At 68.4% G+C, this 16,387-nt stretch carries 15 protein-coding genes; 14 read left to right on the forward strand and 1 reads right to left on the reverse strand.

Translation table 11 applies throughout. The features are described 5' to 3' along the window. Positions 1-46: 46 nt before the first annotated feature. Genes BR47_RS0113940 through BR47_RS0113990 form a run of 11 tightly spaced genes read left to right on the forward strand, consistent with a single transcriptional unit; the run spans position 47 to position 11,667 of the window. Entirely contained in the window at positions 47-2,026 is a 1,980-nt protein-coding gene (locus tag BR47_RS0113940) for a dipeptide ABC transporter ATP-binding protein (protein WP_029119892.1), read from the forward strand. After that, on the forward strand, positions 2,026-2,895 hold the full coding sequence (locus tag BR47_RS0113945) for an ABC transporter permease (RefSeq protein ID WP_020103987.1): 870 nt from the start codon (positions 2,026-2,028) through the stop codon (positions 2,893-2,895). The genes BR47_RS0113940 and BR47_RS0113945 overlap by 1 nt, the downstream gene beginning before the upstream one ends. 55 nt (positions 2,896-2,950) lie before the next feature. Beyond that, positions 2,951-3,955: an ABC transporter permease gene (locus BR47_RS0113950; RefSeq protein ID WP_029105806.1), complete on the forward strand. Its 1,005-nt coding sequence runs from the start codon at positions 2,951-2,953 to the stop codon at positions 3,953-3,955. Then, positions 3,956-4,612, forward strand: coding sequence for a cysteine hydrolase family protein (locus tag BR47_RS0113955; RefSeq protein WP_020103985.1), 657 nt, complete (start codon positions 3,956-3,958; stop codon positions 4,610-4,612). Further along, positions 4,612-6,216: an ABC transporter substrate-binding protein gene (locus BR47_RS0113960; protein WP_020103984.1), complete on the forward strand. Its 1,605-nt coding sequence runs from the start codon at positions 4,612-4,614 to the stop codon at positions 6,214-6,216. Before BR47_RS0113955 ends, BR47_RS0113960 begins: the two co-directional genes overlap by 1 nt. Continuing rightward, positions 6,216-7,046, forward strand: a complete 831-nt coding sequence (locus tag BR47_RS0113965; RefSeq protein ID WP_020103983.1) for an N-acyl homoserine lactonase family protein — start codon at positions 6,216-6,218, stop codon at positions 7,044-7,046. Before BR47_RS0113960 ends, BR47_RS0113965 begins: the two co-directional genes overlap by 1 nt. Continuing rightward, complete coding sequence (gene allB / locus BR47_RS0113970) at positions 7,046-8,338, forward strand: allantoinase AllB (protein WP_029119893.1); 1,293 nt, start codon at positions 7,046-7,048, stop codon at positions 8,336-8,338. Before BR47_RS0113965 ends, allB begins: the two co-directional genes overlap by 1 nt. Continuing rightward, positions 8,335-9,081, forward strand: coding sequence for an aspartate/glutamate racemase family protein (locus BR47_RS0113975; RefSeq protein ID WP_029119894.1), 747 nt, complete (start codon positions 8,335-8,337; stop codon positions 9,079-9,081). The genes allB and BR47_RS0113975 overlap by 4 nt, the downstream gene beginning before the upstream one ends. Further along, the gene (gene alc, locus BR47_RS0113980; protein ID WP_029119895.1) at positions 9,078-10,091 is read left to right on the forward strand and encodes an allantoicase; all 1,014 of its coding nucleotides are present in this window, start codon (positions 9,078-9,080) and stop codon (positions 10,089-10,091) included. Before BR47_RS0113975 ends, alc begins: the two co-directional genes overlap by 4 nt. Further along, positions 10,088-10,633 carry a hypothetical protein gene (locus tag BR47_RS0113985; protein ID WP_020103979.1) on the forward strand — a complete coding sequence of 182 codons (546 nt, stop codon included), beginning with the start codon at positions 10,088-10,090 and terminating at the stop codon, positions 10,631-10,633. Before alc ends, BR47_RS0113985 begins: the two co-directional genes overlap by 4 nt. Then, positions 10,630-11,667 carry an isopenicillin N synthase family dioxygenase gene (locus BR47_RS0113990; protein ID WP_029119896.1) on the forward strand — a complete coding sequence of 346 codons (1,038 nt, stop codon included), beginning with the start codon at positions 10,630-10,632 and terminating at the stop codon, positions 11,665-11,667. Before BR47_RS0113985 ends, BR47_RS0113990 begins: the two co-directional genes overlap by 4 nt. On the opposite strand, the gene BR47_RS0113995 is transcribed toward BR47_RS0113990, so the two are convergent. Then, complete coding sequence (locus BR47_RS0113995; protein WP_081831291.1) at positions 11,668-12,771, reverse strand: ABC transporter substrate-binding protein; 1,104 nt, start codon at positions 12,769-12,771, stop codon at positions 11,668-11,670. It lies immediately after the preceding gene. Positions 12,772-12,982: 211 nt separating this feature from the next. On the opposite strand from BR47_RS0113995, the gene ctaD reads away from it, so the two are divergent. The 3 genes from ctaD (at position 12,983) to BR47_RS0114010 (ending at position 16,385) form a co-directional block, all read left to right on the forward strand. Next, the gene (gene ctaD, locus BR47_RS0114000; RefSeq protein ID WP_029119898.1) at positions 12,983-14,680 is read left to right on the forward strand and encodes an aa3-type cytochrome oxidase subunit I; all 1,698 of its coding nucleotides are present in this window, start codon (positions 12,983-12,985) and stop codon (positions 14,678-14,680) included. Between the two features lie 60 nt (positions 14,681-14,740). Next, positions 14,741-15,979, forward strand: coding sequence for a phosphoserine phosphatase SerB (serB, locus tag BR47_RS0114005; RefSeq protein ID WP_020103124.1), 1,239 nt, complete (start codon positions 14,741-14,743; stop codon positions 15,977-15,979). A 94-nt stretch (positions 15,980-16,073) separates the two neighbouring features. Then, entirely contained in the window at positions 16,074-16,385 is a 312-nt protein-coding gene (locus BR47_RS0114010) for a hypothetical protein (protein ID WP_020103125.1), read from the forward strand. The last annotated feature ends 2 nt before the right edge of the window (positions 16,386-16,387 follow it).

Below are 16,387 nucleotides of genomic sequence, written 5' to 3' on the forward strand. Positions count from 1 at the left end.
TCAGCGACGCACCAAGGCATGGCGATCAGAACGCAGGAGAGCGCACATGGGCACTGCTGTATCGGTGGTGGATGCCACGCAGGTCGCGACCGTGTCGCCGACCCCCGAGGCGGTGGCGACCGTGGCGGGTCTGCACGTCACGTTCCAGCGCAACGGCCGCGAGGTACACGCGTTGCGCGGGGTCTCGCTGACCGTTCAGCGCGGCGAAATCCTCGGGCTCGTGGGCGAATCGGGTTCGGGGAAAAGCGTATTGGGGTTCGGCATGCTCGGGCTCCTGCCGGCGTCCGCCCGGATCGACGGCAGCATCTCGGTCGCCGGCTCGGACATGGTCCACGGTGACGCGAAGACGCTGCGCACGGTTCGCCGCCTCGATCTGGGCGCGGTGTTCCAGGACCCGATGACCTCACTCAACCCGACAATGCGGATCGGCAAGCAGGTCGCCGAGGCCGCGGGCAGCGACGAGGAAGCGCTGCGCCTGCTGACCGCGGTCGGCATACCCGACCCGGCGCGGCGGATGCGCGCCTACCCGCACGAGCTCTCCGGCGGCTTGCGCCAGCGCGTGATGATCGCCATCGCGATCGCCGGCTCGCCCGAACTCATCATCGCCGACGAGCCGACCACCGCGCTGGACGTCACCGTGCAGGCCCAGGTCCTGCGGCTGCTGCAGCGACTCCGCGACGAAATCGGTTGCAGCATCGTCTTCATCACCCACGACCTCGGGGTGGCCGCGCAGATTTCCGACCGGATCGCCGTGCTCTACGCCGGCCGGATCGCCGAGGTCGGCCCGGCCGCCGACGTTCTGGGCGCACCGGCCCACCCCTATACCCGCGGGCTGCTGCGGTCCCGGCTGACGCTGGACACCGCGCGGGGCAGTCGGCTCGCGGCGATGCCGGGTTCGGTGCCGAGCCCGCTGTCACCGCTACCCGGATGCGCGTTCAGCCCGCGCTGTGACCAAGCCACCGACAACTGCGAGAAATCTTCTCCCGAACCGGTTCCCGTCGGCCCCGGGCGGGTCAGCGCCTGCCTGCTCACCCCGGAGCAGCTGCCCGATCTGGCGGTGGAGCCCGACGCCGCATTGGAACCCGTTGCCGCACAGTCGATCAGCTCTGCTGCTGCGGACCAGCCCGCCGCCGTCACGGTGACCGACGTGACCAAGACCTTCACCGTGGCGCCGCACGGCAAGCTCCAGGCGCTGCGCGGCGTGACCCTGCGCGTGGGGCACGGCGAGTCGGTGGCGCTGGTGGGGGAGAGCGGTTCGGGAAAGTCCACGCTGTTGCGGGTGATCGCCGGTCTGGAGAAGGCGACCACGGGCACCGTCGAGGTGGCGGGCGAACAGCGCCCGCAGATGGTGTTCCAGGACGCCGGCGCCTCACTCACGCCGTGGCTGTCGGTGGGCGAGTTGATCGCCGAGCGACTGCGCGGCCGGAAACTGTCGCGGGCCGCGCGGCGCGATGCCGTCATCGAGGTTCTCGACCGCGTGGGGCTGCCCGCGGAGGTGGCGAAGTCACGCGCCGGCCAGCTGTCCGGCGGTCAGCGCCAACGGGTTTCGCTGGCCCGCGCCACCGTCGTCCCACCCGCGGTGCTGTTGTGCGACGAACCCACGAGCGCCCTGGACGTGTCCCTTGCCGCCTCGGTGCTCAACCTGATCGGGGACCTGCGCCGCGGTCTGGACATGTCGGTGGTGTTCGTGACGCACGACCTGTCGGTGGCGCGGGTGGTCGCCGATCGCATCGCCGTGATGTACCTGGGCCGCATCGTCGAGATCGGGCCGGCCGAAGAGGTCATCGGCAACCCGACGCACCCGTACACGCGCGCGCTCGTCGACGCGATCCCCGACCTCGGCCGCGAATCACGGGTCCTGCCAGGCGAACCGGCGAGCCCGCTGTCACCGCCGACCGGGTGTGCGTTCCATCCGAGATGCCCGATCGCCGTCGACGCGTGCAGCGGCGACGAACTCGACGTCCGACTCGTCGGCAAATCCGGTGGCGCACACCAGGTCGCCTGTATCGAAGAGAAGGTGCGCTGATGGCCATCGCGATCCCCGCCCCGAGTCTCACCCGCGGTCGCGGCCGGCTGCGACTGGCGCTGCCACAGTCCCGGTCGACGATCCTCAACCGCGCGGGATTCTCCCTCGTGATCCTGTTGACGTTGGCCGTCATCGCGGTACCGCTCCTGGCTCCGCACGACCCGCTGATCCCGGTCGGGATGCCGTTGCAGGCGCCGGGCGAGCACGGGTTCCTGCTCGGCACCGACAGCGTGGGACGCGACATCCTGTCCCGCGTGCTCTACGGCGCGCGGTCGAGTTGGCTGGCCGCGCTGGCGGTCGTCGCGCTGGGCCTGCTGATCGGCGGGCTCGTGGGCCTGATCGCCGGGGCGGCCGGTGGCTGGGTCGACTCGACGCTGATGCGCATCACAGACGGCTTCCTGTCGCTGCCCGCGCCGGTGCTGGCGATCGCCGTGGTCGCCGCGCTGGGACCGAGCTTCCTCCACACGCTGATCGCCGTATCCATCGTGTGGTGGCCGTTCTACGCGCGGCTGGTGCGCGGGGAGGTGGCACGGCTGGCGGCACGCCCCCACGTCGAGGCCGCAAAGCTGGCCGGCGTCAGCCGATTTCGGCTCGCGGGACGGCACCTGCTGCCGGGCGCGGTGCCCAACGCCTTGGTCGCCGCGAGCCTGGATATCGGCACGCTGATCCTCACCCTGGCCGGCTTGTCCTTCCTCGGGCTCGGTCAGGCCGCGCCGGCACCCGAGCTCGGTGCCGACTCGGCGCGCAACCTGAGCTACTTCCTGCAGCAGTGGTGGATTCCGGTCATGCCCGGACTGGGCGTGCTGGTGCTGGCGCTGGTCGCCAACATCTCCGGCGACTGCCTGCGCAACCTGATGAAGACGACCTAGGCCGCCGAACCGGTGGTGGTGATGAGCGCGCGCGTGAAGAGAGGTGGGTGACGACATGAAGACCTTCGTGGCCTCGCGGTTGGGGTCGATGGTGGCCATTCTGGTGGCCCTGACGGGAGTGATGTTCGTCCTGCAGAACATCTCGCCGCTGGATCCGGTGAAGGCCCAACTGGGCGCACAGGCCTCGGCCGATGCGGTGGCGGCACGGCGCGCCGCGCTGGGACTGAATGACCCTGTGCTGGTGCAGTTCTGGCACTACCTCGCCGGCGCTGCGACCGGCGACCTGGGCACGTCGTACCGGACCCGGCATGCGGTGATGTCCGATCTCGGGTCGTTCGTCCCCGCAACCCTGGAGCTGGCGCTCGCCGGCCTGCTTATCGCCATCGTCCTCGCGGTGCTGCTGGCGTTCAGCACGACGTTGAAGTGGCGCGGCGCCAACGTCCTTCGAGCCGTGTTGTTCGCCGGCTCCTCGGCGCCGATGTTCCTGCTCGGCATCCTCGGTCTCATCGTCTTCTACCAAGACCTGGGCTGGGTACCGGCCAACGGCCGCAGTGCCGTGCCGAGCCCGCCGACGGGGCCGACCGGCATGCTCACCGTCGACGGTCTGCTCCACGGGCGGCTCGATGTCGTGGCCGACGCCGCGCACCACCTGATCCTGCCGGCGTTCGTCATCGCGATCGGCCCGGCCGTCGCGATCGGCCGGGTGTTGCGCAGCAGCCTGCTGGCCGACATCGACAGCGACTACGCGCGGACGGCCCGCGCCAAGGGACTGTCCGAAACCCGGATCCTGGCCAGGCATGTGCTGCGCAACTCGGTCGGCGCCGCCCTGTCGATGACGGGACTTCAAGTGGGCCTGATGTTTTCGGGTGTCTTGGTGGTCGAGCAGGTCTTCGGCTGGCCCGGCATCGGACAGTACGTCGCGCAGAGCATTCCCGTGGCGGATTTTCCGGCGATCGCCGGGGTCACGCTGATGCTCGGTGCGCTCTACGTCGTCATCAACACGGTGGTGGACCTGCTGCAGGCCGCCGCTGATCCGCGTATCGCAGTCACAGGAGGTTAAGTGCCGAAACAGCCGCTCATCGTTGGTAATCCCGTCCTGGTCGTCGTCGACATGCAGGAGTCCGGCGACATGCCGGCCGAGTTGGTCGGCATCGAGCACATGGCCGGTTACGACGGCCGGATCGCCCGGGCCCAGCGCCTGATCGCCGCCGCCCGCGCCGCGCGGATCCCGATCGTGTTCTTCCAGGAGGTGCACCGCCCCAACGGGATCGACTTCGGCCGCGAGCTCGACGGCGCCGAGGGAGAGCACTGCGTGGACGGCCGGCCGGGCACCCCGCTGCATCCCGCGCTGCTGCCCGACCTCGACGGGCCCAACCACGAGTTCCACATCGTCAAACGCCGCTATTCCGGTTTCATCGGAACGGATTTCGAGATCGTGCTGTCGGGCCTGCGGGCCTCGACGCTGATTCTCATCGGCGGGCTCACCGACGTCTGCGTGCACTACACCTTCGCCGATGCGCACCAGCGTGACTTCTACGTCCGCGTCGTGACCGACTGCGTCGGCGGCTCGTCGACCTATCGGCACGACGCAGCGCTCGATGCCATGGAGTACCTGCAGGCCGGTGCCATGCGCACCACCGACGAGATCCTCACCGCCTTTTCCGAAATGTGTCCGCCCGAATTGTCCAGCCCCGCCCTCGAAGGAGTTGCCCGATGATGAAGAGCCACAAGGTCCCCGGTCGCGCGCGCGGAGGCTGGCGGATCGCCGCTGCCGGTGCCGCCGTGATGCTGACGCTGAGCGGTTGCGGTGGTTCGAATTCCGGCAGCGGCACGCCCAACGCCGCGCCCACCGACAAGGTTCTGCACCTGTCGTTCCTGCAGGACCCGGGCCAGCCGCCGGACCCCGACATCTACTACGCGGGCCAAGGTCTGTTGCTGACCACCAACACCTACGAAGGTCTGCTGCAGTACAAGGCCGGTGTCGACAAGGCCGTCCTGGAACCGCTGCTGGCCACGAGCTGGACGGCGTCGCCGGACAACAAGGTGTTCACGTTCAAGCTCCGCGAGGGCGTCAAGTTCCACGACGGCACGCCGTTCACGTCGGCTGCGGTCAAGGCGTCGTTCGATCGCCGGGTGGCCGTCAACCAGGGCCCGGCCTACATGGTCAAGGACGTGGAATCGGTCACCACACAAGGGGATTACGACGTCACCGTCACGCTGAAGGCGCCCAACTCGGCGTTCCTCGATTACCTGGCGTGTCCGTACGGCCCCCGCATGCTCAGTCCTGAAGGACTGAAGAAGAACGCCGGCACGGACAACGCGCAGGGTTACCTGACCACCCACGATCTCGGCACGGGGCCGTTCGTGCTGACCGACGCCCAGGTGGGGTCGCACTACGCGATGGCCGCCTTCCCCGAATACTGGGGCACCAAGCCGTATTTCGAGAAGGTCGAGCTCCCGGTCATCACCGACGTGTCGGCGCAGCAGCTGCAGTTCAACAACGGCCAGGTGGCCGCCATCCTGCACGATCTGCCGTCCTCGGCGGTCCAGTCGTACCTGAACAACAAGGCGTTCACCAACTACTCGCTGCCGACCATGATGTCGAACTACGTGTACATCAACCCGAGCAAGGGCATGATGACCGACGCCAAGAACCGCAACGCGGTGATGCAGGCGATCGACGTCGACGAGCTGGTCAAGCAGACGTATTTCGGGCGAGGTAAGAAGGCCGAGCAGATCTACCCGCCGAACATGATGGCCGCCGAATACGGCAAGCAGTCGGTGCCGCACGACCCCTCGGCGCTGTCCGCCATCGCCGCGACGCTGCCGGCCGATCAAAAGGCCGTCACCATCGGCTACGACTCGAGCAACCCGGACAACCAGTTGATCAGCAACCTGATTCAGACCGAACTGGCCGCAGCCGGTCTGACCGTCAAGGTGCAGGCGTATCCCACGTCGGAGATTTACGGGTGGGTCGGTACTGACGGAAAGTCCGCACCCGAGATCATGACGTACGTCGGCTGGCCCGACGCGCCGTCGCCGTACACCTGGGGCCACATCTCGTGGGATGCCGGCGGCGGCCTGAACTTCTTCGGCTGCTCGTCGCCCGCGGTGACCGACGCATTGGCCAAGGGCCTGCCCGCCGATTCGGCCCCGGACTTCTCGACGGCCGGTGTGGAAGCGGTCAAGACCGGGTGCTGGCTGAATGTCGCCGACGTGAACGACTTCATGGTGGCCCAGCCCTGGCTCAAGGGCGTCGAACAGGCACATGTGGTCACCAACCCGAATTCACTGCGTCTGAACGCCCTTTCGGTCGGCTGATGGCCACTCTGGTCGGCAAGCCCGGGGTCCGGCGGATCATTCTGCTGACCCTGGGCTGGGAGGAGCTGCCGAAGTCGGTGTCGGTGTACGGGGCACCGCCGGAGGAGCGCATGCGCGAGCCGGTGCCCGGGGTGTTGCTGCAGACCGACGGTGGTTGGGTCCTGCTCGACACGGGATTCAACACCGCGCTCGTGCGGGATCCGGCGCTGTACCGGCGGTTCTTCCCGACCGTCGAGTACCGCCCGGTGCTGCCCGGCCCGGGTGAGCCGATCGAGCAGCGGCTGGCGGAGGTCGGGGTGGATTTCGACGAGATCCACACCGTCGCCGTCAGCCATCTGCACCACGACCACGCCGGCGGGCTCAAGCTGTTCGCCGGCAAGGTCCCGGTGCACGCGCAGCGTCGTGAACTCGAGTACGGGCTGTCGAATCACCCCGAACCCGAACGCAATGCGATCAATCGGATCGATTTCGACGACCCGAACATCGAGTGGCTCCTGGCCGACGGGGAAGCCGAGATCGCCCCGGGCATCACCGCGGTGCCCACCTATGGGCACACACCGGGGCATCAGAGCTTCGTCGTCGAACTCGACCAGTCCGTCGGCGGTGACGGCTTCGTCTTCGCCTTCGACGCCGCCGATCTGACGGAGAACATCGAGCACGAGCTCGCCATCGGCGGGTTCATCGACGTCGACCCGCAGGACACGATCGAGCCGATCCGCCGTCTCAAGAAATTGGCTGCCGACAGGGGTTTTCAGCTGATTCCCGGTCATGATCCACACGTGTGGCCCGAGCTCACCGAGCATTTCCACCACAGATTCGGCGGGCTGTGATGGAGTGCGTGCTGCGCGCCGAGCGGGTGCTCATCGACGGCCACCAGGTTCCGGCCGCGGTGGGAATCGATCGGGGGCGCATCGCGTTCCTCGGCGAGGTCGACGCCGATTGCCCGGCGGGAGAAGACATCCGGTTGCCCGAATCGGTGGTGCTGCTGCCCGGTTTCGTCGACACGCACGTGCACATCAACGATCCGGGTACCGACTGGGAGGGATTCGAGACCGCCACCGCGGCGGCTGCCGCGGCCGGGATCACCACCGTGGTGGACATGCCCCTGGACTGCGACCCGGTGACCACCAGCGTCGCGGCGCTGAACATCAAAAAGGCCACGGCAGCGGGTAATTGCCACGTCGACGTCGGGTACTGGGGTGGCGTGGTGCCCGGCAACCTGGACGACCTGGCGGACCTGGCGCGCGCCGGGGTGCGCGGCTTCAAGTGCTTCCTCGCCGACTCGGGCAACCCGCATTTCCCGCACCTGAGCCCGGCCCAGTTCCGGGATGCCATGGGGCGTATCGCCGAACTGGGGTCGGTGCTGCTGGTGCACGCCGAGAGCAACCGGGTGATCGACGCCGGCCCAGCCCCTTCGGGCCGGGAATACCGGTCGTTCCTGGCGTCGCGACCCGACGCCGCCGAAGACGATGCCGTGGCCCTGGTGATCGACGCGGCGGCGGCGATCGGGGCCCGCGCGCACATCGTGCACGTCTCGAGCGCCACCGTGCTGGCGCGCCTGGTCGAGGCCAAGCGGGCCGGGATACCGGTGACGGCCGAAACCTGTCCGCATTACCTGACATTCGCCGCCGAGGTGGTCCAGGACGGTGGCACCGAATTCGCCTGCTGCCCACCGATCCGGGATGGCGCCAACCGTGAACTGCTGTGGTCGGCGCTGCACGACGGCACGCTGGACCTGGTGGTGTCCGACCACTCGCCCTGCGCGCCGCGGCTCAAGGGCGACGGGGATTTCGGGCGGGCGTTCGGCGGGATCAGCTCACTGCAGCTCAGCCCGCGCGCGGTGTGGACACAGGCCGCCGCACGCGGTTTCGGGCTCGCCGACCTGAGCCGGTGGATGTCGGAACGGCCCGCCGCGCTGGCCGGTTACGCCGACCGGGGACGAATCGCGGTGGGCCTGCGGGCCGACCTGTGCGCCTTCGACCCTGGTGCCCTCGACACCGTGCGGGCGGCGACGCTGCGGCACCGCCACCCGGTGAGCCCGTATGACGGTGTCACGCTGCGGGGTTCGGTACTGCAGACCTGGGTTGCCGGCACCCCGGCGTTGGTAGGGGAGCCGGTATGAGAATCCTGGTGCTCAATCCGAACACCTCGGCGGCCATGACCGCCGAGATCGCGGCCGCCGCGCGATCGGCGGCGCATTCTGACACCGAGATCGTCTGCATGTCACCGTATTTCGGCTCGGCGGCGATCGACTCGTCCACCGAGAGCTACCTTTCCGCGGTCGGGGTGATGGACCTGGTGGCCCGTCTCACCCGGTCGGGTGACTTCGACTTCGACGCCGTCGTCCTCGCCGGATTCGGCGAGCACGGCCGTGACGCGCTCGCCGAGATGCTGACGGTGCCGGTGTTCGACATCGCCGAATGCGCCGCACACGTCGCGCATCTGATCGGCCGGCGGTTCTCGGTGATCACGACGCTCGCCCGGTCGATCCCGCCCATCGAGGACCGGCTGCTGCTGGCCGGCCTGAACGCACACTGCGCCTCGGTAAGGGCCTGCGGCCTCAGCACGGCCGACGTGGACGCCGACCCCGCCGGCGCCGTGCGGGCGATTGTCGACGAGGCGGCGCGCGCCATCAACGAGGACGGCGCCGACGTGATCTGCCTGGGGTGCGCCGGCATGGCGGGAGTGACGGCGGCGATCTCCGCCAAGCTCGGGGTGCCCGCGGTCGACGGGGTCGCCGCCGCGGTGGCCCTCGCGCAGGCCGTCGTCGGGCTGGGTCTGTCCACCAGCAAGGCCGGAGTGTTCGCGCCAGGACCGGACAACCCGCGCAGCCACTGGCCGCTGTCGGAGGCACTGGGACTATGACCGACGTCGATCTCGCCTCGCGCCTCGTCGGCGGCAGCGTGGTGGCCGCCAGTGACGAATCTTTCGGATTCAAGGAGCGACTCGTCGACCCGGCCGAACCCGCCTTTGTGCCCGGAACTTTCGACCTGCGCGGCGAAGTGGTGGACGGCTGGGAGACCCGCCGCCACGCCGGCCGGGCCGGAGACTGGGCGATCATCCGGCTGGGGACACCCGGCCGGCTGCGCACCATCGACGTGGACACCCGGTTCTTCTCGGGCAATCACCCGAGCGGCTGCGCGGTGGACGCCTGCGTGCTGGCGCGCACTGACGATCCGACAGACCCCGCCGTGGCCTGGACGCCGATAGTGGAACCCACTGTGCTCAAGGCTGATTCGCACAATCTGCTGGCCGTCGCGGACCGCAGGCGGTGGACGCATCTACGGCTGCGGTTGCAGTCCGACGGCGGCGTCGCCCGGCTGCGGGCCTACGGCGACGTGGTGCCGGACCCCGCGTCCTGGAGCGATGTCACCGTCGAGGTGTCCGGCCTCGAAAACGGTGGCCGGGTCGAATGGTGCAGTGACAGCTTCTATTCCAGTGCCACGTCGCTGATCCTGCCGAACCGGCCGCACAACATGGGTGACGGGTGGGAGGCACGCCGACGCCGTGACGTCGGACCGGACACCCATGACGCGGTGATCGTGTCGTTCGCCGCCCCCGCCGACCTGCGCCGCATCGAGGTCGACACCTCGTACTTCGTGTTCAACGCCAGCCTGGAGGTGTCGGTGCTGGGCAGTCGTAGCCGTCCCGATCGGGAACATGGTTGGGGGATGGTCGCTTTCGACGTTCCGGTGCTGCCGCGGACGCGACTGCTCGCCGATGCGCGCCAGGTGTTCGCGGTCGACGTGCCCGACGTGGCGGCACTGCGCGTACAGGCCTACCCGGACGGCGGGATCGCGCGGGTGCGGGCAATAGGAGTGTCCACCGTTGACGGACTGCGGATGCTGCAGCACAACTGGGAGGAATCGTCGTGACACCACTGCTGACCGACTGCGCCGGCCTCTGGCGCCGCACGCTGTTGATCGAGGTCGACGGCACGCGCGACGCCGAACCGGGGGTGCTGTGGCTGCAGAGCCTGACGGCCTACGTGGACTCCCGCGGCTTCGCGGGCACCCTGCACCAGGACGGCGACGTCTTCGAGTGGCATCGAGACTTCGACATCACGACGCCGGGTCCGCATCCCGACGCCGGCGTAATGCACTGGGAGGGTGACGTTCTCGTCGAGACCGGCGTGCATGAGCACTACATCGAGCATTGGGTCCGCGACTCCGGCGACGCGGGGCCGACGGGCGCGCTGTACTTGTCCGGGCCCGCCGGAGCGTCGGCGCTACTGGTCCGGGTCGGCACGATGTTCGGCTGGGCCGACGGCACTCAGGTGGTGCTCGGCACCGTGGGCGGCGACGAGCAGCGAGCCCTCGGTATCGACTTTGCCGACATGGCTTCTGTCGGCGACGAAATCCAGGCCAATGGCGTGCACTGGACGGTGGACAACTCGGAAGGGAATGTGAATTCATGAGTGGCGTAACGTCATTCACGTCGGTGCCGATCATCGACATCAGCGGATTGTCGTCACCCGAGCGTGCCGAGCAGCACCGCGTGGCCGCCGAGCTGGGCCGGGCGGCGGCCGACGTCGGCTTCTTCTACATCAGCGGCACCGGCATCGATGAGTCGTTGTTCAGCGCGATGCTGGCGGCGGTGAAGGAGTACTTCGCGCTGCCGGTGGAAGAAAAGATGCGCAACTACATCGGGCTGTCCCGCTGTCACCGCGGGTATGTGCCGGTCGGCGAGGAGGGCCTGGAGGGCACCGTCCCGGATCTGAAGGAAGCGTTCGACACCGCGCTGGACCTGCCCGCCGACGACCCGGATTACCTGGCCGGCAATCCCATGCTGGGCCCCAACGCGTGGCCGGACCTACCCGGCTTCGCCGACGCGGTGACCGCCTACTACCAGGCGGTGCTGGCCGTGGGGCAGCGGCTGCTGTGGGCGTTCGCCGTCGCCCTCGGTGAGGATCCCGAGGTCTTCTCCCGGCATGCCACCAAGACCCCGAGCCAGCTGCGGCTCATCCACTATCCGTACAACCCGGACGCCCACGACAGCATCGGGATCGGCGCGCACACCGACTACGAATGCTTCACCCTGCTCAAGCCGACGGCCCCCGGCCTCGAGGTGCTCAACGGCGCGGGCGAGTGGATCGACGTACCGCCGGTCGACGGGACGTTCGTCGTCAATGTCGGGGACCTGCTGGAGCTGTGGACCAACGGCGCGTTCGTGGCCACCAGCCACCGCGTCCGCAAAGTCGCCGAGGAGCGGTACTCGTTCCCGCTGTTCTTCAACGTCGACTACCACACCGAGGTGAAACCGCTGCCGCAGTTCGCTTCGCCGGATGCCAAGCCGCGCCCGGCGCTGCGTGCCGGTGAGCACCTGTTCGCCCAGACCGCGCAGACGTTCGCCTACCTGCGACAGCGCATCGAGTCGGGCGAACTGGTACTGCCCGACGGCTCACTGGAACTGGGACAGTTCGGCCAGCAGGCGTTGCAGGGCGCGGGCTGACTAGTTGATGGGCGCGTTGAGCCAGTGCAGGTCGTCGAGCATGCCGCGGGCCGCCACGATGCCCTGACCGGTCTGCCACACCTCGTTGTTCACCACGAACACCCGGTTGTCGCGCGTGGCGGCGAGCTTCTTCCAGGCCGGGCTGTCGAGCAACACGGCGGCCTTGTCCTTGGCCGCCGGTGACTCGAACGTCATGTAGACGATGTCACCGTCGGCCGCCGAGAAATCGGTGCCGGGCCCCAGCTTCGAGATGTCGATCTCGCGGTAGGGCTTGTCGGTGAATCGTTGTGGCGCAGGACGATCCGCGCCGATGCGGGCCAGCACGCTGCCCGGGAAGTTGTTGGCGCCGAAGATGCGCAGGGTGCCCTCGGTCAGCTGCACCACCGACACCTGGAAGTGCGAGGCGTCGTTCTGCCCGCCGACCCTGGTGGCGTCGGCGTTGAAACCGTCGACCAGTGCGCCCGCGGCGGCACCGCGGCCGGTCGCCGCCCCGACCATCCGCAGATCGTCCTGCCAGGCCGCACCGGACGGTCCGGTGAGCACCGTCGGCGCGATCGCCGACAACGCGCCGTAGGTGTCCGACGTCGCCGACACCTGCGAGCCGATGATCAGATCAGGGTTGGCGGCCTTGACCGCCGCCATGTCGGGTGCGCCACGCGTCCCGGCCGCCGGCACGTTGTGGATGACGGTGCCCAGGTATGACGTCTGGCCCGACGAATCCGTCGGGGTCGCCGCGGCGACGACACGGGACTGCAGTCCCAGCGCGCACAGCGCGTCGAGCGCGGTGCCCGAGAGCACGACGATGCGCTGCGGGTCCGCGTTGACGTCGGTGGAGCCGGCGGCGTGGTGCACCTGACGGGTGGGGGGACCCTCATCGAGCGCTGCCGGGGTGGGCGCGCACGAGTCGTCGGGCCGGCGCTGGTTGCCCAGCACGCCCGCGGTGGCGATACGGGTGGTGCTGGTGATGGGCGCCGAGTTCGCTGCCTGAGGTTCGCTGGTGTGTCCCGAACAGCCCGTCAGGACGGTCGCGGCCGTCGCGCACAGGGCGGTGAGAACCGCCGCGCTTGCGCTGGACAGCCGGGTACGGGGAGTCGGAAACTGCACGTGGCCGACGGTAACACTCGCGCCGTCAGGCCCAGATGAGGCGCGGTCGCGGGCGCCGGCGCCACGCCGGGGTCAGCGGCCGGTCCAGCCAATTACGACAGTTTGTAGGACCCTCGCCGCAAGGCTGTGCGATGGGGGATAAGATCACCGGCAGACAACATGGGATGCCCCGTGTGCTCGAACTATTCGCCCGGAACATTTGGAGGATCTGTTGGTAGCCGAAGCGCCCCCAATCGGAGAACTCGAGGCTCGTCGCCCGTTCCCGGAGCGTATGGGCCCCAAGGGCAACCTGATCTACAAGCTGGTGACCACGACCGATCACAAGCTGATCGGCATCATGTACTGCGTCGTCTGCTTCGTGTTCTTCTTCATCGGTGGCCTGATGGCGCTGTTCATGCGCACCGAGCTGGCCATGCCGGGACTGCAGTTCCTGAGCAACGAGCAGTTCAACCAGCTGTTCACCATGCACGGCACGGTGATGCTGCTGTTCTACGCCACCCCGATCGTGTTCGGCTTCGCCAACCTGGTGCTGCCGCTGCAGATCGGCGCCCCGGACGTCGCGTTCCCGCGTCTGAACGCCTTCTCGTTCTGGCTGTTCCTGTTCGGCGCCATGATCGCCATCGCCGGCTTCATCACCCCCGGTGGTGCCGCTGACTTCGGCTGGACCGCCTACTCGCCGCTGACCGACGCGATCCACTCGCCCGGTGCCGGTGGCGACCTGTGGATCGTCGGCCTGGCCGTCGGTGGTCTGGGCACCATCCTGGGTGCGGTCAACATGGTCACCACCGTGGTCTGCATGCGCTGCCCGGGTATGACGATGTTCCGCATGCCGATCTTCACCTGGAACATCCTGGTGACCTCGATCCTGGTGCTGCTGGCCTTCCCGCTGCTGACCGCCGCGCTGTTCGGCCTGGCTGCTGACCGCCACCTGGGCGCGCACATCTACGACCCCGCCAACGGCGGCGTCCTGCTGTGGCAGCACCTGTTCTGGTTCTTCGGCCACCCCGAGGTGTACATCATCGCGCTGCCGTTCTTCGGCATCGTCTCGGAGATCTTCCCGGTGTTCAGCCGCAAGCCGATCTTCGGTTACACCACCCTGATCTACGCAACGCTCGGTATCGCCGCCCTGTCGGTCGCCGTGTGGGCCCACCACATGTACGCCACCGGCGCCGTGCTGCTGCCGTTCTTCTCGTTCATGACGTTCCTGATCGCCGTTCCGACCGGTATCAAGTTCTTCAACTGGATCGGCACCATGTGGAAGGGGCAGCTGACCTTCGAGACGCCGATGCTGTTCTCGGTCGGCTTCCTGATCACCTTCCTGCTCGGTGGTCTGTCGGGCGTGCTGCTGGCCAGCCCGCCGCTGGACTTCCACGTGACGGACAGCTACTTCGTCATCGCGCACTTCCACTACGTGCTGTTCGGCACCATCGTGTTCGCCACCTACGCGGGCATCTACTTCTGGTTCCCGAAGATGACAGGCCGCCTGCTCGACGAGCGTCTGGGCAAGCTGCACTTCTGGCTGACCTTCATCGGTTTCCACACCACCTTCCTGGTCCAGCACTGGGTCGGTGACGAGGGCATGCCGCGCCGGTACGCCGACTACCTGCCCTCCGACGGCTTCACCACGCTGAACGTGATCTCGACCATCGGTGCCTTCATCCTGGGCCTGTCCACGCTGCCCTTCGTGTGGAACGTGTTCAAGAGCTGGCGTTACGGCGAGCCCGTCGTCGTCGACGACCCGTGGGGCTACGGCAACTCCCTGGAGTGGGCCACCAGCTGCCCGCCGCCGCGGCACAACTTCACCGAGCTGCCCCGCATCCGTTCGGAGCGCCCGGCGTTCGAGCTGCACTACCCGCACATGGTCGAGCGGATGCGTGCCGAAGCGCACATCGGTCGATCGCACCACTAGAAATCAGCCGACCCGCCCGCGCCTAAGGCGCGGGCGGTTCTGCGTTAGGGGACCTAACGGATGACGCAGGAAAGCAACTCAAACGGGTCGGTGCTGATCACCGTCACCGGACTGGACCAGCCAGGTGTGACGTCGACGCTGTTCGGCGTGCTGTCGCGGCACAACATCGAGCTGTTGAACGTCGAGCAGGTGGTGATCCGTGGCCGCCTGACGCTCGGCGTCCTGGTCGCGGTGCCGGCCGAGGTGGCGAGCGACGTATTGCGCGCCGACGTGCAGCAGGCCATCGGCGAGCTGGGGCTCGACGTGTCGATCGACAGTAGTGACGACCAGCCCGTCCTGACCGAACCGTCGACCCACACCATCGTGGTGCTGGGCCGGCCCATCACCGCCGAGGCCTTCACCGTCGTCGCCCGCGAGGTGGCGGCGCTCGGGGTCAACATCGACTTCATCCGCGGCGTCTCCGACTACCCGGTGACGGGTCTGGAGCTGCGGGTGTCGGTGCCGCAGGTGGGCGGCGCCTACGCGCAGCTGCAGACCGCGCTGGCCCGTGTCGCGGTCGACGAGGGTGTCGACATCGCGCTCGAGGACTACAGCCTGGCCCGGCGGGCCAAGCGGCTCATCGTGTTCGACGTCGACTCGACGCTGATCCAGGGCGAGGTCATCGAGATGCTGGCGGCGCGCGCCGGCGCCGAGGCGAAGGTCGCGGCCATCACCGAAGCCGCCATGCGCGGCGAACTGGACTTCGAGGAGTCGCTGCGGGAGCGGGTGGCCACGCTCGCCGGCCTGCCTGCCGAGGTGGTCGACGAGGTCGCCGACCAGATCGAGCTGACGCCGGGCGCCCGCACCACGCTGCGCACGCTGCGCCGGCTGGGATACCACTGCGGTGTGGTGTCCGGTGGGTTCCGTCAGGTGATCGAGCCGCTGGCCGAGGAACTGATGCTCGACTTCGTGGCGGCCAACCACCTCGAGATCGTCGACGGCAAGCTGACCGGCCGGGTGACCGGCCCCATCGTCGACCGCCCGGGCAAGGCCAAGGCGCTGCGCGACTTCGCCAACCAGGCCGGTGTGCCCATGGAGCAGACCGTCGCGGTCGGCGACGGCGCCAACGACATCGACATGTTGTCGGCGGCCGGCCTCGGCGTCGCGTTCAACGCCAAGCCCGCGCTGCGGGCCGTTGCCGACGCCTCGCTGAACCACCCGTATCTGGACACTGTGCTGTTCATCCTGGGCATCACGCGTGGCGAGATCGAGGCCGCCGACGCCGTCGACGGTGTGGTGCGTCGGGTGGACATTCCCTAGGGATTCCCTGGCGAGGGCACGCCGGGACCGCTGTCGCGTTACAGTGGTGACTATTGATATTGATTTGCTGCGTAAGCGTGTGGGAGACGGTGACATGAAGCGTGCGGTTCTGGTTGGTGTGAGTGCTGTCGCGTTGGTCGCCGGCCCCTTGTCGGTCGTATCGGTGACGGCGGCCGCGCCCGCCTACGCGTGCCCCTGGGGGACCGTGCCGAGCCACTTCGAAGGCGTGTGCGTCAAGGGCACGGCGAATGGCAGCGGCCCGCAGGCGGTGCCGCCGCAGACGTCCAACAGCGGGACGGGCGCGCAGATCACCCAGTCGGTCGGCGGCCTGCAGACGGTCAACGGCATTCCCTGCACGCCCGAGCACATCGGCACCTGCATCGGCCTGATCCAGAGCCAGCAGTAAGT

It is taken from the genome of Mycobacterium sp. UNC410CL29Cvi84, from assembly GCF_000686745.1.
GTDB lineage: Bacteria > Actinomycetota > Actinomycetes > Mycobacteriales > Mycobacteriaceae > Mycobacterium > Mycobacterium mucogenicum_B.